17 protein-coding genes are annotated in these 26469 nt (G+C 48.7%); 8 read left to right on the forward strand and 9 right to left on the reverse strand.

Features of this window, described 5'->3' with window-relative positions; genetic code table 11:
- The first annotated feature begins 75 nt into the window (after window positions 1-75).
- Together I6E38_RS07795 and I6E38_RS07800 are read left to right on the forward strand one after the other, a co-directional pair.
- A complete protein-coding gene (locus I6E38_RS07795) occupies window positions 76-3135 on the forward strand; it encodes a SusC/RagA family TonB-linked outer membrane protein (RefSeq protein WP_235393461.1) in 3060 nt (1019 codons plus the stop codon).
- A 44-nt stretch (window positions 3136-3179) separates the two neighbouring features.
- Window positions 3180-4949 carry a RagB/SusD family nutrient uptake outer membrane protein gene (locus I6E38_RS07800; protein WP_235393434.1) on the forward strand — a complete coding sequence of 590 codons (1770 nt, stop codon included), beginning with the start codon at window positions 3180-3182 and terminating at the stop codon, window positions 4947-4949.
- A 68-nt stretch (window positions 4950-5017) separates the two neighbouring features.
- On the opposite strand, the gene I6E38_RS07805 is transcribed toward I6E38_RS07800, so the two are convergent.
- Entirely contained in the window at window positions 5018-7438 is a 2421-nt protein-coding gene (locus I6E38_RS07805) for a TonB-dependent receptor (RefSeq protein ID WP_235393435.1), read from the reverse strand.
- Between the two features lie 434 nt (window positions 7439-7872).
- Window positions 7873-9129: an ATP-binding protein gene (locus I6E38_RS07810; RefSeq protein ID WP_235393436.1), complete on the reverse strand. Its 1257-nt coding sequence runs from the start codon at window positions 9127-9129 to the stop codon at window positions 7873-7875.
- Between the two features lie 250 nt (window positions 9130-9379).
- On the opposite strand from I6E38_RS07810, the gene I6E38_RS07815 reads away from it, so the two are divergent.
- The gene (locus I6E38_RS07815) at window positions 9380-9946 is read left to right on the forward strand and encodes a DUF4143 domain-containing protein (RefSeq protein WP_235393437.1); all 567 of its coding nucleotides are present in this window, start codon (window positions 9380-9382) and stop codon (window positions 9944-9946) included.
- Window positions 9947-10088: 142 nt separating this feature from the next.
- Here the strand turns inward: I6E38_RS07815 and I6E38_RS07820 are convergent, their stop codons facing one another.
- Complete coding sequence (locus I6E38_RS07820; protein ID WP_235393438.1) at window positions 10089-12308, reverse strand: alpha-galactosidase; 2220 nt, start codon at window positions 12306-12308, stop codon at window positions 10089-10091.
- A 131-nt stretch (window positions 12309-12439) separates the two neighbouring features.
- On the opposite strand from I6E38_RS07820, the gene I6E38_RS07825 reads away from it, so the two are divergent.
- The gene (locus I6E38_RS07825) at window positions 12440-13093 is read left to right on the forward strand and encodes an IS982 family transposase (protein ID WP_235393462.1); all 654 of its coding nucleotides are present in this window, start codon (window positions 12440-12442) and stop codon (window positions 13091-13093) included.
- A gap of 15 nt (window positions 13094-13108) precedes the next feature.
- Here I6E38_RS07825 and I6E38_RS07830 read toward each other — a convergent pair whose 3' ends face one another.
- The gene (locus tag I6E38_RS07830; protein WP_235393439.1) at window positions 13109-13426 is read right to left on the reverse strand and encodes a heavy metal-binding domain-containing protein; all 318 of its coding nucleotides are present in this window, start codon (window positions 13424-13426) and stop codon (window positions 13109-13111) included.
- Between the two features lie 585 nt (window positions 13427-14011).
- Window positions 14012-15094, reverse strand: a complete 1083-nt coding sequence (locus I6E38_RS07835) for a phosphotransferase enzyme family protein (protein ID WP_235393440.1) — start codon at window positions 15092-15094, stop codon at window positions 14012-14014.
- 169 nt (window positions 15095-15263) lie between these two features.
- On the opposite strand from I6E38_RS07835, the gene I6E38_RS07840 reads away from it, so the two are divergent.
- Window positions 15264-16169, forward strand: coding sequence for a TraB/GumN family protein (locus tag I6E38_RS07840; protein WP_235393441.1), 906 nt, complete (start codon window positions 15264-15266; stop codon window positions 16167-16169).
- Between the two features lie 205 nt (window positions 16170-16374).
- Here the strand turns inward: I6E38_RS07840 and I6E38_RS07845 are convergent, their stop codons facing one another.
- Complete coding sequence (locus I6E38_RS07845) at window positions 16375-16830, reverse strand: nucleoside deaminase (protein WP_235393442.1); 456 nt, start codon at window positions 16828-16830, stop codon at window positions 16375-16377.
- Window positions 16831-16890: 60 nt separating this feature from the next.
- On the opposite strand from I6E38_RS07845, the gene I6E38_RS07850 reads away from it, so the two are divergent.
- Window positions 16891-17631: a biotin--[acetyl-CoA-carboxylase] ligase gene (locus I6E38_RS07850; protein ID WP_235393443.1), complete on the forward strand. Its 741-nt coding sequence runs from the start codon at window positions 16891-16893 to the stop codon at window positions 17629-17631.
- A gap of 312 nt (window positions 17632-17943) precedes the next feature.
- On the opposite strand, the gene I6E38_RS07855 is transcribed toward I6E38_RS07850, so the two are convergent.
- Both I6E38_RS07855 and I6E38_RS07860 read right to left on the reverse strand, forming a co-directional pair.
- Window positions 17944-19392, reverse strand: a complete 1449-nt coding sequence (locus I6E38_RS07855; RefSeq protein WP_235393444.1) for a sensor histidine kinase — start codon at window positions 19390-19392, stop codon at window positions 17944-17946.
- 619 nt (window positions 19393-20011) lie between these two features.
- Window positions 20012-20701 (reverse strand): response regulator transcription factor, encoded by a 690-nt coding sequence (locus tag I6E38_RS07860; RefSeq protein WP_235393445.1) that lies wholly within the window; start codon window positions 20699-20701, stop codon window positions 20012-20014.
- Window positions 20702-20909: 208 nt separating this feature from the next.
- Here I6E38_RS07860 and I6E38_RS07865 point away from each other — a divergent pair, with 208 nt between their 5' ends.
- The gene (locus tag I6E38_RS07865; protein WP_235393446.1) at window positions 20910-22268 is read left to right on the forward strand and encodes a TrpB-like pyridoxal phosphate-dependent enzyme; all 1359 of its coding nucleotides are present in this window, start codon (window positions 20910-20912) and stop codon (window positions 22266-22268) included.
- Window positions 22269-22623: 355 nt separating this feature from the next.
- On the opposite strand, the gene I6E38_RS07870 is transcribed toward I6E38_RS07865, so the two are convergent.
- On the reverse strand, window positions 22624-24711 hold the full coding sequence (locus I6E38_RS07870) for a GDSL-type esterase/lipase family protein (RefSeq protein ID WP_407936651.1): 2088 nt from the start codon (window positions 24709-24711) through the stop codon (window positions 22624-22626).
- 405 nt (window positions 24712-25116) lie between these two features.
- Between I6E38_RS07870 and gdhA the strand changes: the two genes are divergently transcribed.
- Window positions 25117-26454: an NADP-specific glutamate dehydrogenase gene (gene gdhA, locus I6E38_RS07875; protein WP_235393447.1), complete on the forward strand. Its 1338-nt coding sequence runs from the start codon at window positions 25117-25119 to the stop codon at window positions 26452-26454.
- Window positions 26455-26469: the final 15 nt, after the last annotated feature.

Below are 26469 nucleotides of genomic sequence, written 5' to 3' on the forward strand. Positions count from 1 at the left end.
CCCGTTTTTCTTTATATTCAACATTTTCCAAATAGTATCATGATAGAAAACAAAAGTACATTCCGCCATCTGAAAATGGCTCTCTTGCTTGCTTTCTTATATATATGTCAGTTTGCAGCCGCCCAAACTATGGTGCAGGGCAAGGTGATTGACCAGGGAGGCGAACCCATCACGGGAGCCAACGTGAGATGGCTGGACACCAAGATTGCCGCTATAACCGATGTCAACGGTAACTTCAGCATTCCAATGCATAAGGGTAAGCTGGTGGTTTCGTTTCTTGGTTACAAGACCCAAGAGGTGAACGTGCAGCAGGGAAAGAAGCTCGAGATAAAGATGGACGAGGATGCCCAGAAGCTGGACGAGTTCGTTGTAGTCGGCTACGGCATTCAGAAGAAGTCGTCTATCACCGGATCTATCGAAACTATTAAATCAACCGACCTGCTCATGATGCCTACCGCCAACCTCGACAACGCGCTCAGCGGACAGGTGGCAGGACTACAGGTGATGGCGTCGACGGGCGACCCCAGCACCGCTAAGGAATCGGACATGCACATCCGAGGTATCAACGCCAACCCATTGCTCGTAATCGATGGCGTGCCAAGATTCGGCACCAATACCTCCGACGGCGAGACCCGACTGTCTGACCTCAACCCCGACGACATCGAGAGCATCACCGTGCTCAAGGATGCCGCTGCCGCTGCCGTGTACGGTTCGCGTGCTGCCAACGGCGTAATCCTGGTTCAGACCAAACGTGCCGACGCCAACCAGAAGCTGCGCGTCAACTATCGCGGACAATACAATCTGCAGGAAGCTACCAAGCTGCCAGAATTTCTCAACGCCTACGAGTTTGCCCAGTTGCGCAACAAGGCTATTGAGAATACTGCCTCAAGCACACTCACTCCGTACACCCCCGAGCAGCTTGAGCAAATACGAACACACTCCAATCCGAACGTTTATGGCGACACCGACCTGCTCGACTATCTCGACAAGACGGGCTATTCTACCACTCACGCCGTGTCGGCAAGTGGCGGCAACCAGTTTGTAAAGTACTATCTGTCGCTGGGTTATGCCACATCCAAGGGTCTGTATAGCGGCGTTGGACGCGACCGACTCAACTATTCGATGAAACTCGACGCTACATTGACAAAGGGACTTGTACTGTCGGTAGACTATAGCGGTTCAAGCTCACAGTCAAAGAACAGTAGCTACACCACACTCGATGCTGCCTACAGCTATTCTCCGCTCCAGGTGTTTGAATATACGAACGGAGAACTGGCGAGTCTCGACGGCAAAAACCCGCTCATCAACCTGCGTGGACTGGGCGGATACATCAAGGACAACGCCAAGATCAGTACCATCAATGTCAATCTTAACTGGCAATTGCCATGGATAAAGGGCCTCAACGCCTATCTGCGCGGCACATTCGACGACAACCACCGCATCGAAAAGCGTTATGACACACCCGTAACGCTGTACACCTACAACGCCACAACAGAGGAGTTTGCCATCGACAAGAACACAGTCTACCCCAAAGCAAAGACAACTCTTGAACAGACCGACCGCTTCTACAACAGTCAGCTGTACGAGGCAGGCCTCAACTACAACAACACCTTTGCTGCAAAGCACAACGTAGGCGCAACATTCGTGGTGAACTATCAGCGACTGAACAACCAGTATATGCGTGGCAAGAACCTCGACAAGACTTCGGTGCCCGAGACTATGGGCACAGCCAAGAGTTCTACACTATCGGGCGACGAGTCAATCAACGAACGCGCATCAATGATCGGACGTCTCAACTACGGATACTCAAACAAGTACTTTGCCGAGTTCAGCTTCCGCGTTGACGGCTCAACAAATTTCGCTCCGTCCAACCGTTGGGGTTTCTTCCCCTCAATATCAGGTTCGTGGGTTGTGTCTAACGAGGAATTCTTCAAGGCATGGAACCAGAAGGTGCTGTCAAACTTCAAGCTCAGAGCTTCTACCGGATGGCTTGGCAACGACGGCACTGTAGGTGCCTACTCTTATCTGAAGAACTACACCGAGTCGCCGGGCTACGGCTACAGCTTCGGCAGCAAGGGTTCAAGCACAGGCATATTCCGTCCGGGCTTCACAATGATGTCCTATCCCAACACCGAACTTTCATGGGGCAAGACCCACGACTACAACGTCGGAGTGGACATGGGATTCTGGGACGGACGCATAGGTATGTCGTTCGACTACTTCGTACGCTATCAGACCAACAAGATTACATCTGCCCCGAGCTATCTCTTCCCGCCTTCTACCGGTACAGACGGTGCCTATCCTTCGATGAACTTCAGTAAGCTGAAGGCATGGGGATGGGATTTCACCATCACTCATAAGAACACCATCGGCAAATTCAAATACAACATGTCGCTCAATCTGTCGAAAAGCGATGACAAGTATCTCGACTACGGCGACGAGAGCAGCCAGACACCCAACCTGCGACGCAAAGGCAAGAGCAGCATGGTATGGACTATGTACGAGTCGGCAGGCCTCTTCAAGAGCCAGGAGGAGATTGACAACTGGGAACTTGACCAAGACGGACGCGGCAACTCTACGCTGGCACCTGGCGACATCAAGTATATCGACCAGAACCACGACGGCAAACTCAACTCGGAAGACTACGTCTACGTAAAGAACTCGTCTTACCCCGAAATGGACATCAGCTTCCGTCTGGGAATGCAATACAAAGGATTCTTCCTCAACGCAATGTTCCAGGGCGAGCTGGGATACAAGCAGTCGATAAGCGACAACTACACTCTGGAGAACGGCACACTGCCCAAGTTCCAGAAGTATCACCTCACCGACAGCTGGAGCGAGAGCAATCCCAACGCCCGTTATCCGCGTGTGAAGGTAGCCACTCGAAACGACAACAACCTCAAGTCGTCGACATTCTGGATTCAGGACTGCAACTTCGTGCGCCTCAAGCTGGTCAACCTCGGCTACACTTTCCCCGGAAACATCGTCAAGAAGATGAGCCTCCAGTCGTTGAGCATAGCCTTGCAGGCAAGCAACGTGTTCACCATAAGCAGTCTGAAGAGCATGGACCCCGAGTCGCTGCGCGGCTATCCTATCCAGCGCTCATACGGTTTGTCGCTCAATTTGGGCTTCTAACCGTCAGACGGTCTTAACACTATATCTAACATAACATATAGAATATGAATATACGTTTCAACAAAATACTATCGGCCGTTGCACTGGCTGCTGCCACTACACTCACCACCAGCTGCGACAGCCTCTTCAACGATGCTCCTATCAATCAGATTTCGGAGAAGTCGATATGGAAAAACCCACAGCTTCTCGACGAATACGAGAACTCATGGTATCGCAACATGAGCAACGGCTTCGACATATACGTGCCGAGCATATCGTTTGCCAAGAGCCGTTCGAGATATTTCATGCCGTGGTTTGGCGATCAGATTACTGTGGGCAAGAGCACCTACTTCAACGCCGGATATGGCGACATACTGAAGGGCAACGAGACACAGATAACCAACTGGGCTGCCACTCAATGGAGCAAGTACTTCACACAGATACAGTCTATCAACACCCTGTTTGAGAATCTGGGCGAGGTGAGCAACGGCGAACAGAAGAACCGCATCATTGGCGAGGCACACTTCATGCGTGGCTACTACTATTATATGCTGTGGCGAATGTTCGGCGGCGTGACGCTCATCGACCATACCTACAACCCGCTCATCAAGGAGGAGAAATTCCCACGTGCCAGCTATCAGCAGATGGTCGACTTCATAGTAGCCGAGGCTGACGAGGCAGCCAAGTATCTGCCGCAGGTGCATGCCGCATCAGAGACGGGACGTGCCACACTGGGCGCTGCACTGATGCTCAAGGCAAAGACCTACATGTGGGCTTCGAGCAAGGTGTTCCAGAACAAGGATGCCGACAAGACCTATCTCGGCTTTGCCGACGACCAGTCGCGCCAGATGCTCGAGAAGGCTAAGCAGACCTACGAGCAACTGTTCGCTCTGAAGCAGTACAGCCTCATCCCTATCAGCGCCACTACGCAAGACGGCATACGTGAGGAGTATCGCAACATTTTCCTCACCAAGAACTCGCAGGAGTCGATATTCGAGGTGCAGCACTCTGACGACGGCGACTTCGCAAACAAGTTCGGACATAAGCTCGACCGCGACGCTGCATCGCCCTTCTTCACCGGCAACACGGCTGCCTACACTCCCACACAGAACCATGTGGACGAGTACGGCATGCAGGCTGGCAAGACCTACGATGCCGAGCATCCCTACGACAACCGCGACTACCGATTCTATGCCAACATCCTGTACGACGGATGCACCTACCGCAACCACGTGATGGACATCCACTACACCAACAACAAGGCGGGCGTAGACCTCACAGCCTACGGTTCGGCTTACTCGGCTGGTGTCAGCAAGACGGGCTACTACATGGGCAAGTTTATAGACAAGAGTCAGGTCATCGACAACAACGACACCTACGGCAGCAAGCAGAACTTCATTATCTGGCGCTATGCCGAAGCTCTGCTCGACTACGCCGAGGTGTGCTACAATCTGGGCAATACCGCCCTTGCCAAGGAGTATCTTAACAAGACTCGTCAGCGTGTACACATGCCCGACATCGACAACGTCACAATGGAGAGCATCATGAACGAGCGCCGCGTGGAGATGGCTTTCGAGGAGACTACATATTGGGACCTGTTCCGCTGGGGAATAGCAGAGGAAAAGATGAACGGTTCGTCAAATCCGCTTAAGGCGATGCGCGTCGACGTGACTACCAATGGCGATGCGACAACTACTAAGTACACCATCAGCAATTTGAACAAGTCGCCCGAGAAGGTAAGATACTTCACCAAGCGACAGTACTACCTGCCTCTGCCATGGAGCGAAATCAAATACCACGGCATAGCGCAGAATCCTGACTGGACAGAACAGTAACAAAACAATTAGCGGGTGTTCCTAACAAAATGATGTTTGGAACACCCGCTTTTTTTATTTACAATTCATTAGTAGCTAACCTTCACTCCTACATAATAACTTCTTGGGAGCGAAGGACCATATATGTAGCCGGAATCACGGTTCCAACCCTTGTCGAAATCATTCTGATAAGCATTGGTGATGTTCTGGATACCACCGTTCACCTGAAGCGTGAGATACTTATAGATAGGGAAGTCGTAAGCCAGTTTCATGTTTACCTCCATAAACTTAGGAGTATTCACAGCCACTGGCTCCTCTACACCCGAACCAGCCGAATGGCCAACGAGCATGCTGCCCGTATAATTGCCCGTAACCGATGCCGTGAAACGCTTCACTGGGGTAAAGCTTGCCGTGAAATAGCCATAGGTGTTAGGAGTACGCATCATCTTCCTGTACTTCTGCTCAGGCACCTCGTCGTTCCACGCAATCGCCTCATCGTAATGGCTCTGCTGCAGAGTGAGTCCTGCCTGAAGCGTAAACCAGCGAGTGAACATCGCCTTAGCCTCCAGGTTAAGTCCGAACACCTTGGCACCATAGGCATTGTAGCGTTCCTGCACAGTGTTGCCTTGAGCGTCGGGATGGTTGAGCTGGCGAAGTGCAAACACATTGTTCAGGTCGGTGTAGAAACCTTCAATAAGAAGATTGGTCTGCACCGAGCCGAACTTATGGTACAAGTCGGCTGAAAGGCTGAAACTGTTTGAACGTTCCTCCTTCAGATTGTCTGCCAATACCGTAACCAGTCGCTCGCCACCTACTACGCCCACATGCAGGTCTTCATCGAATGCCTGAGGAGCACGGAATCCGCCAGCATAGGTGAGTCGCAGGTTCACATTCTCTGTCGGATTAAAGCGCAGATTGGCACGCGGCGAGAAGATGACGTGATCCATCAAGTTGTGCTTGTCCAGTCGGCCACCCAGAAGGAAACTCCACTGCTTGTTCTTCCACTCATTCTGGAAGAAGAAACTTCCGATGTTCACATCCTGCTTGAAGTGGCGGTCGTAGCCGAGGATTACATCCTTCAGACCATCGTGGTTGTACTCAGCCCCGAGGGTGAGATCTGACGGCATGAAGAGCAGCTTGTCGAACGAGTGCACATACTGCGTTCCAGTCACGTAAGTAAAGTTGTGGGTAGTGCCGTATGCCTTCTCGGCTGCTTCAATATCCTCCTCTGTTCCCTCTCCGATACCGCCATAATAGCTCTTGCGGGCTGTGGTCTGGAACGAGAAATAAGCCGACAGACGATTCTTCTCGTCAGGAGAGTAGAAGTCGTAGGTGAGTCCGCCACCCTGGATGTTGTGCTCCACCTGCTCGGCGACATTAGCCACATGGGCTATTTGGTCGAGTTTGTTGCCACCACGGCGGAATTCGTGAATGCCGTGATACTGGAGACTAAGCTTAGAATAAGGACTGAGGCGGAGATAGGAATTGAGACCGAATGTCTGGTTGTCCAGTTCCGGCAACTCCGTGTAGCCATCGCCATCATGGTCATAACCCTGTCGGGTGCGGGTTTGTCCGTAAGCGTATACACCAGCCTTGTTGTCGTCGGTCACCAGCGAAACATTGCCCGTCGTCACATTGTCGAACGAATTTGCTCCACCCTGCGACATGAATGTATGGCCTAAGGAAGCCGAATTGCGCGTTGGCTCCTTGGTGATGATGTTGATGGTGCCGCCTATGGCAGACGCGCCGAAGAGGGCTGAGCCTCCGCCACGAACCACCTCTACACGGTCAATCATATTGGCAGGAATCTGCTCCAGACCATACACACCGTTCAGAGAAGAGAATACCGGGCGCGAATCAACAAGTATCTGCGAGTAGTGACCGTCAAGACCGTTGATGCGCACCTGGGTGAATCCGCAGTTCTGGCAGTCGTCCTCGGTGCGCACGCCCGGCTGGAAGTTGAGTCCCTGCGCCAGGCAGGTCGACTGTGTGATGTCGAAGAGCTTGCCACCAATCACGCTCACCAAGTTGGGAGCCAGTCGGCGCTTGGTCTCGTTACGATTGGCAGAAACCACCACCTCGTCGAGACTAAAATCGCTCGGGCTAAGAGTGAAGTTCAGCTCCTTGCTGGTGTCTTGCTTGATGGTTATGCTCTGGCTTTGGGTGGTATACCCCATATATTTAGCCTCTATGACAAACGAGCCCTCAGGCAGGTTCTTCAGGAAGAAGTGGCCGGTCTTGTCGGTTGTCGTGCCTATGGTAGTGCCCTTAATATGGATTACTACGTAAGGCAGGTGTTCGCCCGTCTTGGCATCCTTCACGTGTCCGTATACGTTGGCATCAGTATTCTTTACGGGTTCGTCCGTAACGTCGCTTTTACTGGTAGAGGCAGCAACGCCTCTGTTGTCGTCCGTCACAATACTCTTGTTGTTGACTCCGGCTGCATGAGCCGCAAATGAGACTGTCAATGCGCCCGAAAGGAGCATCAACTGATAATTCTTTGATTTCATTTTATTATAAAAAAGATGATGTAAATAATAAGCTTCATGAGTGACAAGATTGGCAAATACACCAACATCAGCAGCCATGCTAACCTCATACGTCTATTGTCGAAATTATGCATTATCCCAAAAACTCCCTATACAGATACAAAAATAACTCATTACATTGTATACCCAAAAGAATTTTTCTGTAATTACATGAAATTAACAAACGAAAACTTTCTGCCAATATCGTCTGCCTAAAGCATACGGCTTGGCTACTTCTTCTTCGCCAGTCGGATTTTTTCAATATCAATAATTAAACATTATCCTTAACATGAGCCTACAAAGGAACTAAAATATGAATTGATGTGCAATACCTAAAAATACTGAAACGCTCAAACAATAGGAGGCTATGGCGTCCTCGCCGTAGCCTGAGCAAGCATACAAGTAGCGGAGGTTTATCAATAAGCTGATGCAAACTTAACAAACGGCACAACCTTGATGTTGTATCCGTCTTTATTTATTTCCCTCTCGTCATTATTCGTGATGATCAAGAGATTGTTGCATTTCAATTCTTCGGCACATTCTATAAGACTTGTAATCTCGCGTTTCTCTGTTTTAGGCGAGGTCATGTCGTAGCACACCTGAATCAACTGGTGGATTTGTGCGCCATTACGAGTCACGAAATCCACTTCACGGTCGTTGCGCGAACGATAGTAGAATAACGAAATCTCTACTTTGAAACCCTGACGTAGCAGCTCTATGAACACCTCATTCTCCAACAAGCGTCCCAAGTTCTCACTTATATTGAAAGCCTTAGACGTTACAAATCCATTGTCTATGACATACACCTTGGTAGCAGCCTTTTTCATCAGCTTAAGTTTGTTATTGAACCGAGGCAAATAATAGAACAAATACGGTTCGTGCAGATAGTCCATAAACTTACGGGTAGTCGTCACGCTCGTCATTGAGAGTTCTTTGGCAATATCGTTAGCTGAAAGCGGATTGCAGAAATTGGACAACAGATAAAGAGCGAGGTTGTTAAGGTCGGTAATGTTGCGTATATTATGGCGTTTTGCCACGTCTTTCCATATTATTGAGTCGAACAATGTAGACAGATAGCTGCGTGTGATGCTGCGCATGTCAATAGTTTCGGGATAACCTCCATTGCGCAAGTAGTCGTCGGCTATCACAGTAGCCTCAGCATGTAGCGTGTCGTTGCTGTCCTTGGCGACAACACCCTTCCATTCCATTGTTTCAGAAAGGCTGAATGGCAGCATTTCCACTTGCAGATAACGTCCGGTGAGCACAGTCGCCATTTCGCTGCTCAGCATCTTGGCATTGCTGCCCGTAATGACAAGATTCTTGCCACGGCGGTATAGCTTTGACACCCATACGTCCCAGTCTTTCAGATTCTGTACCTCGTCAAGCAACAAGTATTCATAGCCCGGGTACACTTCGTCGAGAGTGCGCATTACAAGTTCCTCGTCCCAACCTGACAGTAGAAGGTTGTCGTCGAAGTTGAGATATGCAAAGTTTCTGCCTTGCAACATCAGCAGGGCAAATGTAGATTTGCCGACACGTCGAGGACCGGTGATAAGTTTTATCATCGGATTGGCAAGGAGAACAGAAGTATCCGTGTTCGACTTGCGTACGAGATAAGGACGCGCCAATAGTTCATCACGTTCCTTACGCTGGTTTTGTATGATATTATTCATATTTGCTCGTATATTGCACATTAACTATGGCAAATATACAGCTTTTTATCCAATAAATACGCTGTAGTGGATAAAAAAGCCGTTTTTTATCCACTACGATGCAATTTAATGGATAAAAACAGGAATATAAGAAATCAATATGTTAAGTTTATAGAAATATGTGCAGAAAAATGTACTCAACGACCATTTTTATGTGCAGAAAAATGTATCTTTGCTTACAAATCATGTGCAGAAAAATGTAAGCAACATTATGGAAAGACTTGTATTGCAACGACTTAAAGAATGGAAAGAGCGTAAAGACCGTAAACCTCTGATTGTGAATGGAGCGAGACAAGTGGGAAAGACTTGGGCTTTACGTGAGTTTGCCAAACGCGAATATGCCAAAGAGGCATATATTATATGCCGCAAAAACGAATTGGTTGAGCAGGTTTTCAAACAGGATTTTAACGTTGAGAGAATCTTACTTTCTCTCAGCGCTATTATCAATGTTGACCCTGCACAAATTCTTGTCAATAACCAAATCTTTTCTGAATATAAAGGGGGAATGACAGAAGAATATGTATTACAGGAAATGAAGAGCAGGAACATCTCTCCGATATATTACCATAAGACAGATGACTCACGTCTGGAACTGGATTTTGTAATACAATATAAGGGAAAACTGTTGCCAATTGAGGTGAAGGCAGAGGGCAATGTGAGGGCTAATTCACTAACGAATCTTCTCAAAGCGAATCCTAACTTACAAGCAGTAAGATTGTCTATGCTCCCATATAAACAGCAAGAACAGCTTTTTTGCGTTCCTTTGTATGTTATATAACTGTTATTGTCAATATTGTCGTTGATTTCTGCTTTTTATCCAATAAATACGCTGTAGTGGATAAAACCGTGTAAAAAATTAGGAGGAAAACCTATTGGTTCTCCTCCCTTTCTACCTATAAACTAAATATTGCCATTAATATTTATTTGTTGGCTTCTCCAAAGTCGAACTTACCATTGTCAACGCCCTCGAATACGAATACCGACGACTTAGGCATAGTGATAGTTATCTGCTTGTCGATGTCGGTAGCCTTACCTACGGGCAGCCCCTCAATGCCTCCCTTACCAATGCGCTGGTCGGCGTATGAGCTACGAAGGGTGATGGTTGTCTTGATATAAGCAGGAATGTCGAACACCTTGCGCAGGGTTGTTATTAGGGTCTGGCCTGCAACATCAGGATTGCGCAGAGCAAGCGTTGTCTTCTTGCCGTTCCATGCTGCCCATCCGTAGATGTTGGCTTTCTTGCCGTCCCAAGGATTGCCGCCTACCCAATGTACGTCGGGCAATACATCAGCATTGCGCTGCTGCCAGTCCATACCATCAGCAAGCTGCTTCCACAGTGTGCCCTTCTTGCCCTTATTGTTCTTTATCTCGTCGAGAAGCTTGTAGTCGGTGTAAAGCTCAACCATTGACGAGCCACAACCGAATGCACAACGCATCTCGCGCACAATGCCGTCATAGTTCATTGTCTTAGACACTGCACCGAAACGGGTAAGGATTACACCGTGTGTCATCAATGTATTGATAGGACAGATGGGCGAACGGTCGATGAAGTTCTGATGAACAAGGCGGTCGCGATAAGTAATCCACTGTTCGCGGTCGTCACCAACGCCAATAGTACCAAAGTCGCCTTCCTGACGCCATACAGCATCGCTCACATGAAACCAGAACGGTGAAGCCCATGTACCAACGGTAGTGTTGTAGAAGATGTCCTTACGCTTCTTGCGAACATCGTTCTCGATGCTGATGATTGCCTCGCAGTTCTCAAGTCCTGCATCGGTCATGTCCGGGCCTACAGCCGAGAACTGAGCGCTGATGCCGTCGTACTTGAAGAAGCGGAAGTCGTACTTGTCAATCATGTCGCTTGAGCACTTTACGAAGTAGTCGTAATAGGCAGGGTTGCTGAGCTGCATACCACCACGTCCGCGCCAGTAACCACGGCGATATTCGCCACTTGCTCCATATCCGCCAACCGGACCGAGCCATGCACCGATACCTACGCCCATCTCGCGAGCCATAGCGTCAACCTTCTTGAATCCTTCGGGGAAGTTAGGGTTGAATGTCCATGTGCCGTAAGCATCCCATCCGTCATCGAACACAAATGCTACGGGAGCTTTACCGTAAACGTCGTAGAACTTCTTCTTCCAGTTACTCACTACGTCCTCGCACTGTGTGGCTGTCATATTCTCCGAATAGTCGCCCTTGAGGTTCAGTTTATCCTCAGCGTCGTACTTGCCACGGTTGCCGGGAGCATTGTTGCGGTCGATGTTAAGCTCATACCATGAGTTGTAGATTGTCATTGGATGCCATGCAGCAGCACGCTCGCGCTCGCTGTATGCAAGGAACGAACGGCGTGGCTGACCCTCAGCCACAAGACCTACAACACTGCTTACGTTCCATGTCTTGCCGGCATTCAGTGTGGTATGACGCACCCAGTTGCCCACCATCGGAACTACGTCGCGGTTGTTGATAGTAGCGATGTCGGCAGGGTCTACATTATTAGTATTGACACCCATAGGAGTCTCAAGACCTGCAAATATCTTGTTGCTCAACAGTACAGCACCACGAGTGTTGCCCACAACAACGGGAGCCGACTTAGCCTTGCTATTGTCAACGGCATAAATCATAGGCTTGATATTGTCCATGCGCACGTCCTTGTCTGATGAAATGCTCATCTCTGTACGCAGATAGTGCGAGCCGTCGCGCAACACAGCACGCCACTCCACCTTGATGTTGCCACGAGTAAATATCGCCTTAACACCTTTACCGTTGAAACGCTCTGAACCTTTGGCTGCCTTTGCATCAGCAGTATATGTTTCGCCCTCAACGCTCACGAGCTTCATATCCGAAGAAGCAAACTCAGTGCAGTCGGCAAGGCGCACACTGAACAGATCGTTTGACGGCAGCAAATCCATAGCACTGCATCCATCAAAGCGCAATTTGCCGTCAACAACAGAATAAGAAGCCTCCAACAGACTATTTGAGAGTACATACTTCTGGGCTTCTGCCTTCAATGCAGCTACTCCAGCCTGCTTCTGCTGCGGAAACACCACCCTCTGAGCGTTAGCTGTTGTAGCAACATTGCCCAACATGCAACCTAAGAGAAGTGCTCCAAACGTATTTCTAAGATTATCTTTATTCATTTACTCCTTTTATTATAAGTTCTATTTAACGTGAGTTCGACGAAATATAAGTGTCTGAAAATTTGGTGATTAGCGAAAATTATTGTAACTTTAATGTGCTTAAAATCAAAAGTTTACAAACAATAATCGCTATAATCACCGAAGACAAAGTTACTGAAATTTTTTGTATTGCGGATGACTTCTGCAAAGTTTTTGATGCCCAAATGGGAAAATGTACCGGTATTAGTTTCGTAGACAGCACACCTCTTCGTGTATGTAGAACCCAAAGAATCCATATTCACAAGACATTTAAAGGCATCGCACAAAGAGGCAAATGTTCTATGGGATGGTTTTTCAGCTTTAAGCTCCACCTTATATGTAATGAAAAGGGAGAATTGCTTAACTTCATGATAACTCCTGGCGATATTGACGACCGTAAACCATTAGAATACAAAGCGTTTGTGGATTTCATATACGGCAAGCTTGTAGGAGATAAAGGATATATAAGCAAGAACCTGTTCAATCGACTTTTCGTTGATGGAATACAACTCATCACGAAACTAAAAAGCAACATGAAGGGTTCTATCATGAAAATATCAGACAGGCTCTTGCTTAGAAAGAGGGCGATCATAGAGACCATTAACGACGAACTTAAGAATATTGCACAAGTGGAACATTCCAGGCACAGATCATTCGATAACTTCATTGTCAACACTCTTGGATCTTTGGCTGCTTATTGTTTCTTTCCTAAGAAACCAACAATTGCAGTTCAAAGGGCAGTAGATAGACAATTAACGTTATTCTAATTCGTCGAACTCACGTTAAATAACAACAGCCGTACCGCTGCACGTCACCATAAGCATCGAGCCGCTCTCGCCTACTGTCTCATAGTCGAGGTCGATGCCCACAATGGCGTTGCATCCCATTCGTTCGGCACGCTCCGCCATTTCGCGCATTGCAGAATCCTTGGCTTCACGCAGCACCTTCTCGTAGGTGCCACTGCGACCGCCGAAGAAATCACGTATGCCAGCCATAAAGTCCTTAAACACATTGGCGCCGACTATTGTCTCGCCCGTCACCACTCCGCGATACTCACGGATGGGATGCCCTTCAAGGGTAGGAGTTGTTGAGAATATCATAATTCGTTGTTGTTTTGTTTTCAATTTTTATATCTCTATGATGTTTGACGCACAAAGAGTATAAAAAGTTGCACAAGCATTCAACCGAAAACTGCATTACTTTTTTTATTGACGGCAATAGAGACAATAATAGACAACCATACGATTATAATAAAGTACTTTATAGTTGGTACAGCGCTCCTTCCTGTTAATTATGCAAATATAGTACAGGCAGTAAAAAAGTGTTACAAAATAAAAATCGATTATAGAGATTTGCGATGGTGTTTTCTGTGGTTTTGCAACGTCAATTGTTCATGTTTTTATTGATTCGGGGCTTCTTTGCCGAGCAAATGGACTACTTTTGCAAGGCAAAAGGGCTACAGTTGGAGAGCAAAACGACTACAGTTGTAGGGCAAAAGGACTCCTTTTGCAAAAAAATGAAGCTTTTTGTGAGTTGTGACGATTGCGCATTTGGGCAGCATTCGTCGCAACCCATTGTGTATCAGCAATATATCACTAACCGCTCAAAACTCACAAATTTCGCACCAAAGATTTCCTTGTGCGTTCAACTCGTAGTTTTGAGCGGTTAGAAATGCAAATATTGTATTACAGCTCCTCGATAAACTTCTTCATCTCAGCCTCGTGCTCACGAGCCTTGAGGAAGAGGTGCCACTGGTTGCGGGCACGTGTGAGGTTGTGCTCGGGATAAGAGCACTTCCAGTAGTGGTCGCCGTTGAGGTAGTCCCAGAGGAAGCGTACTGCCTGCATGTATGGGAACAGTTCGGCAGCGTAGGGCAGCAATGAGATTTCGAGCGGAGTGAGGAAGCTTGAAGCCGACTCAACGTATCCGCGTGTGAAAGCCTCGAAGATGTCCATACGGAAGTCGATCTTGTCGAACTCGGGCGAGTCCTCGGCGATGGTGTTGGCTGCTGTGCGCAGGAAGTCGCCGTAGTCGCTCACGAACAATGAAGGCATCACGGTGTCGAGATCGATGACACAAAGTACGCGGCCCTGCTTGTCGAACATCATGTTGTTTACCTTGGTGTCGCAGTGGCATACATGCTTCTGGAGCTTGCCCTCGCGGAAGAGGCGCTCGCCAAGACACATCTCGTCCATATACTTCTCGATTTCGTCGATGAAGTCCTTGACGCCTGCTGCACGTCCAGCACGGTCTTCCTTGACAGCCTGACGCAGCTGGTCGCGACGCAGCTCCATGTTGTGGAAGTTGGGGATGGTCTCACCCAGACGGTCGGTGATGTCGGCTACCTGCGACTCAAACTTGCCGAATGCCTTGCCAGCATGGTATGACGACTCGGGATTGACAGCGTCTACTGTCACAGCGTCGGGAATGAACATCGAGATACGCCAGAACTTGCCTTCCTCGTCCTTGATGTATGTCTTGCCGCTGTCGGCCTTGATGAATGTGAGCACGCGACGGTCGATGTCGTCAGCGCCCTCCTTTACGAGCAGCTCACGGATATGTGTGGTAACCTCCTCGATGTTGTGCTGCAACAAGTCGACATCGGTGAATATCGAATCGTTGATACGCTGAAGCACATAGTCGGGTGCATCGGCCTCGGCTGTGGTGATTTTGTAGGTGTCGTTGATAAGTCCGTTGCCTAATGGCTTAACGTCTGCCACAGTGCCAGTGATGCTAAAGTGGCTGATGATTTGGTTGAGATTGTTCATTTTTTATAGGTTGTTTTTGAAAATATTTCTCTGTTATTTACGTTAATAAAATCGGGCGTATACCCAAAATAAGACTCTTAGATTTGCAAATGTACGCAAAATATCAAATAAAAAGGCTAAATTCACGCAATTATTGCAACAAGTAACTTATCATTTAACAATAAATAATATGAAAAAAGTGTTTTCTATCATTCTGTTGGCGCTTGTATGCGCCTTGACAGCCAACGCCCAACTGCTGTATAGCATATCGGGCAAAGACCTGAAAAAGCCCTCGTATGTATTCGGTACTTTCCATATTGCCAATACGCCGTTTGTAGAAAAAGTGGCTGGAATACATACTGCTCTCGACAACACCGACCAGGTGTACGGCGAACTGAAATGGGACGACATGACCAATCCCGACTCGCTGCGTGCCATGCAGGCACACATGATGCTGCCTGAGGGCAAGACGCTGCAGACTGTGCTCAACGCCGACCAGTACAAGAAGCTCAACACGCTGCTGAAGCAGTATATGGGGGTTGACCTGAACAACCCGGTAGTGGGCGCTCAGATGGGACGCCTCTCGCCTGCCGCACTCCTTACGCAGTTGGATGTGTTGCAGTATATGGCGGCACACATGGGCGAATTCGACCCTACCAACACCATCGACCAGTACTTCCAGGTACAGGCAAAGAACAACAACGAGCCTGTAGGCGGTCTGGAGACTATGGAATTTCAGATGGGAGTATTGTTCGGTGCTTCGCTTGAGCGCCAGGTGGCTCAGCTCGACTGCTTCCTCAACCACACCGACTACTATGCCTCTCTTACCGAGCGTATGGCTAAGGCTTATTATGCGCAGGACGTCAAGACGCTGCTCGACATAATGAACGAGAAGTTTGACGCCGCCTGCGATGCCACTCCCGACGAGATGGACCAGCTGTTATACCGCCGCAATGCCGACTGGGCAAAGCGTATGCCTGCCATCATGACGGAAAAGCCTACGCTGTTTGTCGTTGGTGCTGGACATCTGCCTGGCGAACGAGGCATCATCGAGCTGCTGAAGGCTGAAGGTTATACTGTGGAGGCAGTGAAATAAATTGAAAATTGAAAGTTGAGAATTGAGAGTTTCTTTAGTTGAGAATTGAGAGTTGAAAGTTGAGAGTTATGATATGCTTTACCACTTATATTTTCCTCGATACTAATTCATCGGTAATCATAACTTTGAATTCTCAACTTTCAACTCTCAACTAAAGAAACTCTCAACTTTCAACTCTCAACTTTCAACTGGAGCTCCGCTCCTTTCACCTTCTGCTCTTGAAGAACTGCGTCATCAACTCTCTGCATTCGTCTTCGAGAATGCCCGTAGTGACTGTACATTTGGGGTGAAGCGCTTTTGGTGCAAACATGGAGTAGCCGCGCTTGTCGTCGCTTGCGCCATACACTACACGCCTTATCTGCGCCCACCCTATCGCTCCGGCACACATGATGCAGGGTTCGAGGGTGACGTATAGGGTGCAGTCGGTGAGGTATTTGCCGCCCAACTGATTGGCAGCCGACGTGATGGCCTGCATCTCGGCATGCGCCGTGACGTCGCCAAGGGTCTCGGTGAGGTTGTGGGCACGCGCTATGATGCGGCCGCCAGCCACTACTACTGCCCCAACGGGTATCTCGCCAGCGTCGCGAGCCGCCATAGCCTCATCAAGAGCACGGCGCATGAACTGCTCGTCGGCAGCCTGTTGCTTCTGTTTTTCGTCCATAATAGTTATGTTTGGATTGATTGCAGATGCAAAATTAATTGATTTTATACGAAAACGTAAATGATGCAACATAAAATAATACATCTCGCACAGACAGCCTCAACCAACGACTATCTACGCGCACTGCCGTCGCCCCAAGACGACTGCATGACCGTGGTGTACGCCGACTGGCAGACTGCCGGACGCGGTCAGGGCAGCAACAAATGGGAGAGCGAGGCAGGCAAGAACCTGCTGTTCTCTATTCTGGTATGCCCGACAAGCATCGACATTACCCGACAGTTTGTGCTGTCGATGGCAGGAGCGCTCGCTGTCAAGGCTGCCCTCGACAAATACACCGACGGCATCAGTCTGAAATGGCCCAACGACATCTACTGGCACGACCGCAAGATAAGCGGCACTCTGATAGAGACTTCGGTAAAAGGGCGCACTCTGGCACGTTGCATCTACGGCATCGGACTGAACGTAAACCAACGGGAGTTTCACAGCGACGCGCCTAATCCTGTGTCGCTATATAATATAATAGGTGTAGAGACTCCGCCAGAACAATTGCTCGACGAGATTCTACACCATTTTGACCACTTCTACACACTTGCCGTAAGCGGACAGACCGACGCCATCGTCAGCCAATATCATGCAGCCCTGTATCGCCGCGAAGGCACGCACCCCTACATGGACACCGCAACGGGCGAACAATTCAGCGCCCGCATCGACCACATCTCCGCAGACGGACGCCTGCATCTGACACTTTCAGACGGCACCATGCGCGAATATACACTAAAAGGGGTAAGGTTTGTTTTATAATACAAACCTTACCCCTTTCTCTATTTACCATTAATCCTTCTTTACTATTAATTTTTCAATCGCTTTTATTATTAATCCTATCAGTAATATGTATAGGGCACAGATTAAGAGCGCATTCCAAAATCCTAAATTAAATTCTTCATGAAGGAATTTATTAAGCAAAGAATAAATTAAGACACTATTTAATATTCCGAGGTCACTCTTCCATTTAAGTTTTGAGAAGTATAAAACGCCATATAAAACGCTAAATAAAATAATACAAATTATAATGATATAGCTATGCATATATTTACAATTTATCCTTATTAACCATTACATTTTCAGCGTAAACTCAAACTTCAATCCGCCCCCTTCGTTCTGGCTAACACGTATCGTGCCTCCATGCAGAAGCACGGCGTTCTTGACTATGGCGAGCCCCAGGCCGGTGCCTCCCATCTTGCGCGAACGTCCCTTGTCCACCCGATAGAAGCGCTCGAAGAGGCGCGGCAGGTGTTCGGCGGGCACACCAACGCCGTTGTCGGCAAAGGTGAATGTCCACTTGGCTGAGTCGTCCTCGTCGCTTATGTCCGACCCAACAAGACCGGCATCGGGACGCTGTGCCGTAAGAGTTATGGTAGTGCCTTCGCCCGCATAGGCAATGGCGTTGTCGGTGAGATTGCGGAACACGCTGTAGAGCAGACTCTGATTGCCGCGCACCACGATGTTGTCGGGCAGACGGTTGTCAAATGTCATGTGCTTCTGCTGAAGCTGCAGGGCAGTCTCCTTCTGGATGTTCTGCACCATCTGCGATATGTTTACATTATCGGTGCTCGTCATCTCGGGCGCGTCATCCATGCGGTTGAGCGTAGAGATGTCATGCAGGAGCGACGTGAGGCGCTGGCTCTGGGCATAGCAGCGACCAAGGAACTGCTCGCGCATCTGGTCGTTGATGTTGGGATTTTCGAGTATTGTCTCCAGATAGCCCTGGATGCTCGCCACGGGGGTCTTGAGTTCGTGGGCTATGTTCTGCGTCAGCTGGCGCTTGAGCATGTCCTGTTCGCGCCGTGTCGACTGCAGGCGCTTGTAAATCTTGATGATGCGCTCGGCTATTTCGCCCAGCTCGTCGGCTGGGAAGACGATAAGGTCTTCGGTATCGAGCGACTCACCGTGGTCGGCGCGTGAGGCAAAAGTACGCAATTTCTGTATATTATCGCCCAGGCGACTGGTGAATCGGTAGAGCACTACGGTGAGCAGAAGTATCGTTATGACGGCAAACCAAATGTAGTGCTGATCGGCCTGCAACGAACGGGCGAGGTCGCTGGTGTATGGCAGTGCCGAACGTATTACGATAGAGTCGTGCGGAAAATACGTGGCAGAATAGAAATAGTCGCTGTTGAACGTCTTGCTGCTGCGCTCCACGGTAGAGCCTGAGCCGTGCTTGAGCGCCATTGCCACCTCCGGACGCGAGGCATGATTGCTTATGTGCGAGTATTGCTTCAAGCGGCTGTCGTACACTACGCGTCCGTCGGGACGTATCAGTGTGACACGTAGGCGCGACATGTAGTGGCGGCGCACGTAATTGTTGAGCACCGTCTCCGAGCGGTCGGTCGTGTTGCTGTAGAACTCCGCCATGCGCGAGTTGTAGTCTTGCAGCTTCAGATTGAGCGTGTCTATCTTATACTGCTTCTCGCGTGTCTGCTGGAAGATGATGAACGACACGGCAAAGAGCAGAAACAGCGACAGTACACTGAAATAGAGTTTTGTTCCTACGGATATTCGCATAATATTATTGTTTTAACACGAATCGCACGAATCACACGAATCATTCCATTGCTGAATTCGTGAGATTCGGGATATTCGTGGTGAATTGCTTCATTGAGTCTCAACACGAATCACACAAATTGCACGAATTGTACGCTTGCTGAATTCTTGAGATTCGGAAAATTCGTGGTGAATTGTATCCTTGAGTCTCAACACGAATCACACGAATTACACGAATCGTTACATTGATGAATTCGTGAGGTTCAGGATATTCGTGGTGAATTGCTTCATTGAGTCTCAACACGAATCACACGAATTGTACGTTTGCTGAATTCGTGAGATTCGGAAAATTCGTGGTGAATTGCATCCTTGCGCCTTAACACGAACCACACGAATTACACGAATCATTCCATTGCTGAATTCGTGAGATTCGAGACATTCGTGGTGAAGGTCATGCTTGAGACTGAACACGAATCGCTCGAATAACACGAATCGTTACATTGATGAATTCGTGAGATTCGGGATATTAGTGGTGGAGGTCATGCTTGAGACTGAACACGAATCACACGAATAACACGAATCGTTACATTGCTGAATTCGTGAGATTCGAGACATTCGTGGTGAAGGTCATGCTTGAGGTTTAGGAATCGAAGTAGTAGCCGAAGCCGAGGCGTGTGACGATACACTTGGCGAAGCGTCCTATCTTCTTGCGGAGTCGAGTTATGTTGACATCGACGGTGCGATCAAGCACAAGCACATCCTTAGGCCAGATGCGCTCGATGAGTTCCTGGCGCGAGAACACGCGGCCACGCTCGTCGAGCAATAGATGGAGAAGTTCGAACTCGGTCTTGGTGAAGGGGATGTCCTCGCCGTCTACGCTCACCGTCTTGCGGTCGAGGTTCATCACAATGCCTTGATATGAAAGGGTCTTTACCTCTTCCTCACCGTTCTCCTTGGCGGTGCGACGCAACACGGCACGCACGCGCACCATCACCTCACGCAGCGAGAAGGGCTTGGAGATGTAGTCGTCGGCACCGAGATTGAATCCCGTCACTGTGTCGTTCTCAGTGTCGCGCGCTGTGAGGAATATTATAGGAACCTGTGCTGTGGCAGGATTGTCCTTAAGCTGGCGCGCCATGGCAAATCCCGACATGCCGCCCATCATCACGTCGAGCAGCAGGAGGTCGAACGAGGCGATGTCGAGCTGCAGGGCGTCTTCGGCAGACGTGGCTGTCACGACCTCATAGCCTTCTGTCTCAAGATTGAACTTCAAGATTTCAAGCAGGTCCTGCTCGTCATCTACAACAAGTATGCGTGCATTCTGTTTCATTGTGCGATATGTTATTCTCTTTACGTTTGCAAAGATAAACATAATACTATTCACACGTATTGCGGAGGCGTTACATTTTCATTACAAATGCAAAATCGTCGCATTTTTTTCTTTTATCTCAAATGTTTTTGTAATTTTGTCGCAAAATAGACTCGTCTACCAACATGATGTAAGAAAAGACATAATAATTAAAATAAAATGATACCACATGAAACAGAAGAAATTTATTTTGCAGGAGAGTGAAATCCCAACGCAATGGTATAATATCCAAGCAGACATGCCTAATAAACCATTGCCTCCATTGAATCCTAAGACCCACCAACCTCTCAGTGCTGATGATCTTTCACATATATTCAATAAGGAATGTTCCAAGCAGGAATTAGACCAGGAGCATGCGTGGATAGATATTCCTGAAGATGTATTGGAGAAATACACTTTCTATCGTTCTACTCCACTGGTTCGTGCTTATGCTTTGGAAGAAGCTTTAGGTACTCCAGCTCATATCTATTTCAAAAATGAGAGTACCAACCCATTAGGTTCGCATAAGATCAATTCTGCTCTGCCTCAGTGTTACTATTGTAAGCAAGAGGGTGACACGAATGTCACAACAGAAACAGGTGCTGGTCAGTGGGGTGCAGCTTTGTCTTATGCAGCAAAACTCTATGGATTGGAAGCGGCTGTCTATCAGGTAAAGATAACCATGCAGCAAAAACCATATCGTTCCAGTATCATGCGTACCTTTGGCGCTACAGTAGAGGGTTCTCCTTCGATGAGTACAAGAGCTGGTAAAAACATCATTACTCGTGACCCTCATCATCCTGGTTCATTAGGAACTGCTATCAGTGAGGCTGTAGAGTTGGCTACAACAACTCCTGGTTGTAAATATACTTTGGGCTCAGTGTTAAATCATGTGGCTCTCCATCAGACTGTCATTGGCCTGGAGGCAGAAAAGCAGATGGCTATGGCAGGTGAGTATCCTGATACTGTGATAGCTTGCTTTGGTGGCGGTAGTAACTTTGGTGGAATTGCCTTCCCTTTCATGCGTCATAAGATTAAGGATGGAAAGAATACAGAATTTATTGCAGCTGAACCGGAGAGTTGCCCTAAGTTGACCCGTGGTAAATTTGAATACGACTTTGGCGATGAGGCTGGTTATACACCATTACTTCCAATGTACACCTTAGGTCATGATTTCAAACCTGCGAATATCCATGCTGGTGGTTTGCGTTATCATGGCGCTGGTATGATTATTTCTCAGTTGATTAAGGACGGATATATGCATGGTGTTGATATTCCTCAGTCTGAGTCTTTCAAGGCAGGTATGCTTTTTGCACGTACAGAAGGTATTATTCCTGCGCCAGAGAGTTGTCATGCTATTGCTGCTACTATTCGCGAGGCTATGAAGGCAAAGGAAGCTGGAGAAGCAAAGGTGATTCTGTTCTGTCTGTCAGGACATGGACTTATTGATATGCCTTCCTATGAGAGTTATATCAATGGCGACTTGCATGACTATGCTGTTTCTGATGATGAAATCAAGAAATTCCTTGCAACAGTTCCAGAAGTTTAAAGAATGAATCAATTCACAGTTCGTATGAACCTTATATTTTGACTTGCGTCAACAAAAATAAGCAAAAAACCAAGTTTTAGGCGTGTTGTTTGCGTACACAGCCATTCTTTTCTACCTTTGCAGTGCAAAAAGGATAACAGAGTAATTAAAGAAAACAGTTTAACTTAAAGGTAAAAAGATTATGGTATCTATGGTAATTTTCGGCTTTCTTGCAATTACAATTGCTCAGGCCGTGAGCGTGGCAAACAAGATTGACACGCAAAAATAAAAAGAATTTGGTAAGTTGTTAAATAAAAAAACAGCGGGTTAGCAAATGAGCTAATCCGCTGTTTTTTGTTTTTATTATTCTATTGCGTTATTGTGCTTCGCCTCTGAACGTAGACGCTGGCAGAGCATCGCCATTGACAAGATTGGCTCGGGTGAACGGTTGCCATCCATAGCGTACGTAGCGCGGATGCTTCACCTCGGGCGAGGTCAATCGAACGGTGCTTCCCGATACGACGGCTGTGGCTGGATAGTACATTCCCTCCACTTCGGCTATCTCGAAGGTAGACGGCGACTTGCCGTCGGATGTGGTGAGACCATCGGCATAGTCGAAACTTACGACGAGCGCATCAGCCTCACGCACCACTGCTTTATATACGGGACCCGACGGGGTGATGGTCTTGCCGTAAGTCTTGCAGAGCGCCCAACGTGCCAGACGCTCGCCTACGGGCAGTTTGCGCTTGGGATGAACGTCGAGCGAGTCGCCGCAATCGCTTGTCACTGCCATGCCTGTATTGTCGATGTGCTTCATCAACTCAAGCTGGCTGTAGCGGAACCACGGCCATGACGGACGGTTGAGACTCGACAACTGCACGAAATAGAACGGCATTGTCGGGTTGCTCCAATTGGTGCGCCAGCTGTCGACAAGCAACTTGAACAATTCTGAATGGGCATCCATGTTGTGGGCGTTCGACTCGCCCTGATACCATATCACGCCCTTGATGGGGTATTTCTGCAACGGAAGAATGCCGCTCTCGAAGAGATAGCACGGCTCGTAGGGGTGGCGTCCGAGACGGGTGTTGTCGTTGGTGAGGTTCTTGGCGGCACGTCCGCGCACCCAACCCTGTATGAAGTCGTTCTGAAGCCAGTTGCGCAGTATGGCGGGGAAGCGGGTCTCAAGCGTGTTGCGGTCGACCCACGATTCGGTAGGCGATCCGCCTATAGCATTGCAAATCAATCCTACGGGCACACGGAGCGAATCGCGCAGCATGCGTCCATAATAATAGCCAATGGCTGAGAACCACTTGGCGTTGTCGGGCGTAGTGGGTTGCCATGTGGTGGGGCGATAATACTGCAAGTGATTGAGCGAGTCGAGACACGAGGCTGGCCACGCCACATCGTAAGTCTCCCAACGTCCCTTCATGTCGTAGAGACGGAGCTGTGGGTCGTTGGCGCTGTTGATGTCGCGCTTGTAGCTCTCTGCCTGGCACAGCATGAACGCCATGTTCGACTGACCAGAGCACAGCCACACCTCGCCGACTGCCACATGACGGTATACATTGGTCTGTCGGCCAGCCTTGACGGTGAGCGTCAGGTCGTCGGCTGCCTCCATCGGCTTTAGCATGGCGCACCACTTGCCCTGGTTGTCGGCTGTGGCTGTAGCGGTCTGATTGCCGATGCTTACTGTTATCTTCTCGCCAGCGTTGGCTGTGCCATGTATGTCAAGGGGCACGTTGCGCTGCAATACCATGTAGTCGGTGTAAAGTTGCGACATCTGCAATCCGCCATAGTTGCCCGTAATGCCGCCGTACACGGTCTTGGCAAGTATGCCGGCTCCCTCGGGATTGGGATGTATGGCGTCGGGAAGGAGGTTGGGATAGGGATACAAAGGCTCGTGGAAGTCGATAAGCTCAGCTCCGCTAAGACGTGCTACGGTCTCTATGGCGGATTGAATCTCGCCGTGCCATTGCTTAGTGCCTGATATAAAACGTGGATGGCGGTCGGCTATCGGAGTCATGCGTGCCAAGATGAAGCGCACCTTAGGATTGGCTGCACGCAATGAGTCCATTATAGAAAGGTAGTCCTTGACAAACTCGTCGCGATAGTTGGGCCAGTTGCGTGGGTCGGTATCGTTGATGCCAAGATGAATGACGGCAATGTCGCCCTTGAAAGCAAGCGCCTCCTTAAACTCCTTCTGCACCACATAGGGACGATGGCCGTGATAGAGCAGCGTGGCTCCAGGCTTGCCGAAATTGCCCACTACATACTTGTCGCCCAGCATACGCTGAAGCTGCGATGGATAAGAGTCGCGGGCACGGTCCTCAATACCAGTGCCGTAGGTGATACTATTGCCTACGCAAGCCACACGTATGGGCTGCGCCTTCAGCTTCTTCTTGCTTGCTGCCGACGCAGGAGCGGCCAACAAACTGAATACTCCAAGCATCATAGCCGGGAGCATAGCATGTAAAATCATTCGCTTTAAGTTCATAGTAACAACGTAGTTTTTAAAGTTTTTCGGTTTGTTCTTTACGATTCTGCAAAGTTACATAAAAACTACTGAAAAAGATTCCTACTTCATTAAAAAATTAATAAAACCAATATATTATACAACGTGATAAGCCAATGTTATACAACGTGATAAGCCTATATATATAATGTATAATAACAGCCTATCGACAGCGAAATATTTGTTATCGCACACACCAATAAGTGCTATCTAAAAGTAAATTAAATTCACCAAAAACTCAAAATTTTATTTGGTTGGTAAAAGTAAAAAAGCTATATTTGCGATGTCAAAGTGACACAAAGTAAGTAACGTAATATACTACAATAAAACTATTAAACAACTTAAAACCTTATCGCTATGAATGTTGAAAAAATAATGCACGATCTCGAGGCAAAGCACCCGGGCGAAGCCGAATACTTACAGGCAGTGCGCGAAGTATTAATCTCAGTAGAGGACGTGTACAACAGTCATCCTGAGTTTGAGAAAGCAAAGCTCATCGAACGACTCGTAGAGCCGGAGCGCATCATCACCTTCCGCGTGCCTTGGACAGACGACAATGGTGAGGTACACGTAAACATCGGCTACCGCGTACAGTTCAACGGCGCCATCGGCCCGTACAAAGGCGGCTTGCGTTTCCATCCGTCAGTGAACCTCTCTATCCTGAAGTTCCTCGGATTCGAGCAGACATTCAAGAACGCGCTCACCACTCTGCCGATGGGCGGAGGCAAGGGCGGCTCTGACTTCTCTATCCGTGGACGCTCCGACGCTGAAGTTATGCGTTTCTGCCAGGCATTCATGACTGAGCTCTATCGCCACATCGGTCCTGATGAGGACGTTCCCGCAGGCGATATCGGCGTAGGCGGCAGAGAGATTGGCTATCTGTTCGGCATGTACAAGAAGCTCACCCACCAGTATCAGGGCGTGCTCACAGGCAAGGGTCTGGAGTTCGGCGGCTCACGCATCCGTCCTGAAGCTACCGGTTACGGTGCTCTCTACTTCGTCAATCAGATGATGGCTACTCGCGGACTCAGCCTTAAGGGCAAGACCGTTGCTATTTCTGGTTTCGGCAACGTAGCATGGGGTGCTGCCAAAAAGGCTACCGAGCTTGGCGCTAAGGTCATCACATTGTCTGGTCCCGACGGCTACATCCTCGACGAGGCAGGCATCGAGGGCGACAAGATTGACTACATGCTCGAACTCCGCTCGTCTGGCAACGACGTATGCCAGCCGTACGAGGACGAATTCCCCGGATCTAAATTCGTAGCAGGAAAGAAGCCTTGGGAAGTTAAGGCCGACATATACTTGACATGTGCTACACAGAACGAGCTTAACGGCAATGATGCCGAGACCATCCTGGCACACAAACCTGAGTGCGTAGCCGAGGTTTCGAACATGGGATGTACAGCTGAAGCTGTCGAGAAGTTCGTTGCTGCAGGTCAGCTCTTCGCTCCTGGCAAAGCTGTCAACGCTGGTGGCGTAGCTACTTCTGGTCTTGAGATGACTCAGAACTCTATGCGTCTGAGCTGGAGCGAGAAGGAAGTTGACGAGAAGCTGCACTACATCATGCACTCTATCCACGAGCAGTGCGTCAAGTACGGCAAGCAGCCTAACGGCTACATCGACTATGTTAAGGGCGCTAACATCGCTGGCTTCATGAAGGTGGCCAACGCTATGATGGCTCAGGGCATAGTATAATCACTTGATGATAGG

This window comes from Leyella stercorea (assembly GCF_021531355.1).
Lineage (GTDB): Bacteria > Bacteroidota > Bacteroidia > Bacteroidales > Bacteroidaceae > Prevotella.

Excerpts from the sequence above, each read along its gene's own strand:
- I6E38_RS07795 (WP_235393461.1), top strand. The coding sequence starts at position 76 with ATGGCTCTCTTGCTTGCTTTCTTATATATATGTCAGTTTGCAGCCGCC.
- I6E38_RS07800 (WP_235393434.1), top strand. The coding sequence starts at position 3,180 with ATGAATATACGTTTCAACAAAATACTATCGGCCGTTGCACTGGCTGCT.
- I6E38_RS07805 (WP_235393435.1), bottom strand. The coding sequence starts at position 7,438 with ATGAAATCAAAGAATTATCAGTTGATGCTCCTTTCGGGCGCATTGACA.
- I6E38_RS07810 (WP_235393436.1), bottom strand. The coding sequence starts at position 9,129 with ATGAATAATATCATACAAAACCAGCGTAAGGAACGTGATGAACTATTG.
- I6E38_RS07815 (WP_235393437.1), top strand. The coding sequence starts at position 9,380 with ATGGAAAGACTTGTATTGCAACGACTTAAAGAATGGAAAGAGCGTAAA.
- I6E38_RS07820 (WP_235393438.1), bottom strand. The coding sequence starts at position 12,308 with ATGAATAAAGATAATCTTAGAAATACGTTTGGAGCACTTCTCTTAGGT.
- I6E38_RS07830 (WP_235393439.1), bottom strand. The coding sequence starts at position 13,426 with ATGATATTCTCAACAACTCCTACCCTTGAAGGGCATCCCATCCGTGAG.
- I6E38_RS07835 (WP_235393440.1), bottom strand. The coding sequence starts at position 15,094 with ATGAACAATCTCAACCAAATCATCAGCCACTTTAGCATCACTGGCACT.
- I6E38_RS07840 (WP_235393441.1), top strand. The coding sequence starts at position 15,264 with ATGAAAAAAGTGTTTTCTATCATTCTGTTGGCGCTTGTATGCGCCTTG.
- I6E38_RS07845 (WP_235393442.1), bottom strand. The coding sequence starts at position 16,830 with ATGGACGAAAAACAGAAGCAACAGGCTGCCGACGAGCAGTTCATGCGC.
- I6E38_RS07850 (WP_235393443.1), top strand. The coding sequence starts at position 16,891 with ATGATGCAACATAAAATAATACATCTCGCACAGACAGCCTCAACCAAC.
- I6E38_RS07855 (WP_235393444.1), bottom strand. The coding sequence starts at position 19,392 with ATGCGAATATCCGTAGGAACAAAACTCTATTTCAGTGTACTGTCGCTG.
- I6E38_RS07860 (WP_235393445.1), bottom strand. The coding sequence starts at position 20,701 with ATGAAACAGAATGCACGCATACTTGTTGTAGATGACGAGCAGGACCTG.
- I6E38_RS07865 (WP_235393446.1), top strand. The coding sequence starts at position 20,910 with ATGAAACAGAAGAAATTTATTTTGCAGGAGAGTGAAATCCCAACGCAA.
- I6E38_RS07870 (WP_407936651.1), bottom strand. The coding sequence starts at position 24,711 with ATGCTCCCGGCTATGATGCTTGGAGTATTCAGTTTGTTGGCCGCTCCT.
- gdhA (WP_235393447.1), top strand. The coding sequence starts at position 25,117 with ATGAATGTTGAAAAAATAATGCACGATCTCGAGGCAAAGCACCCGGGC.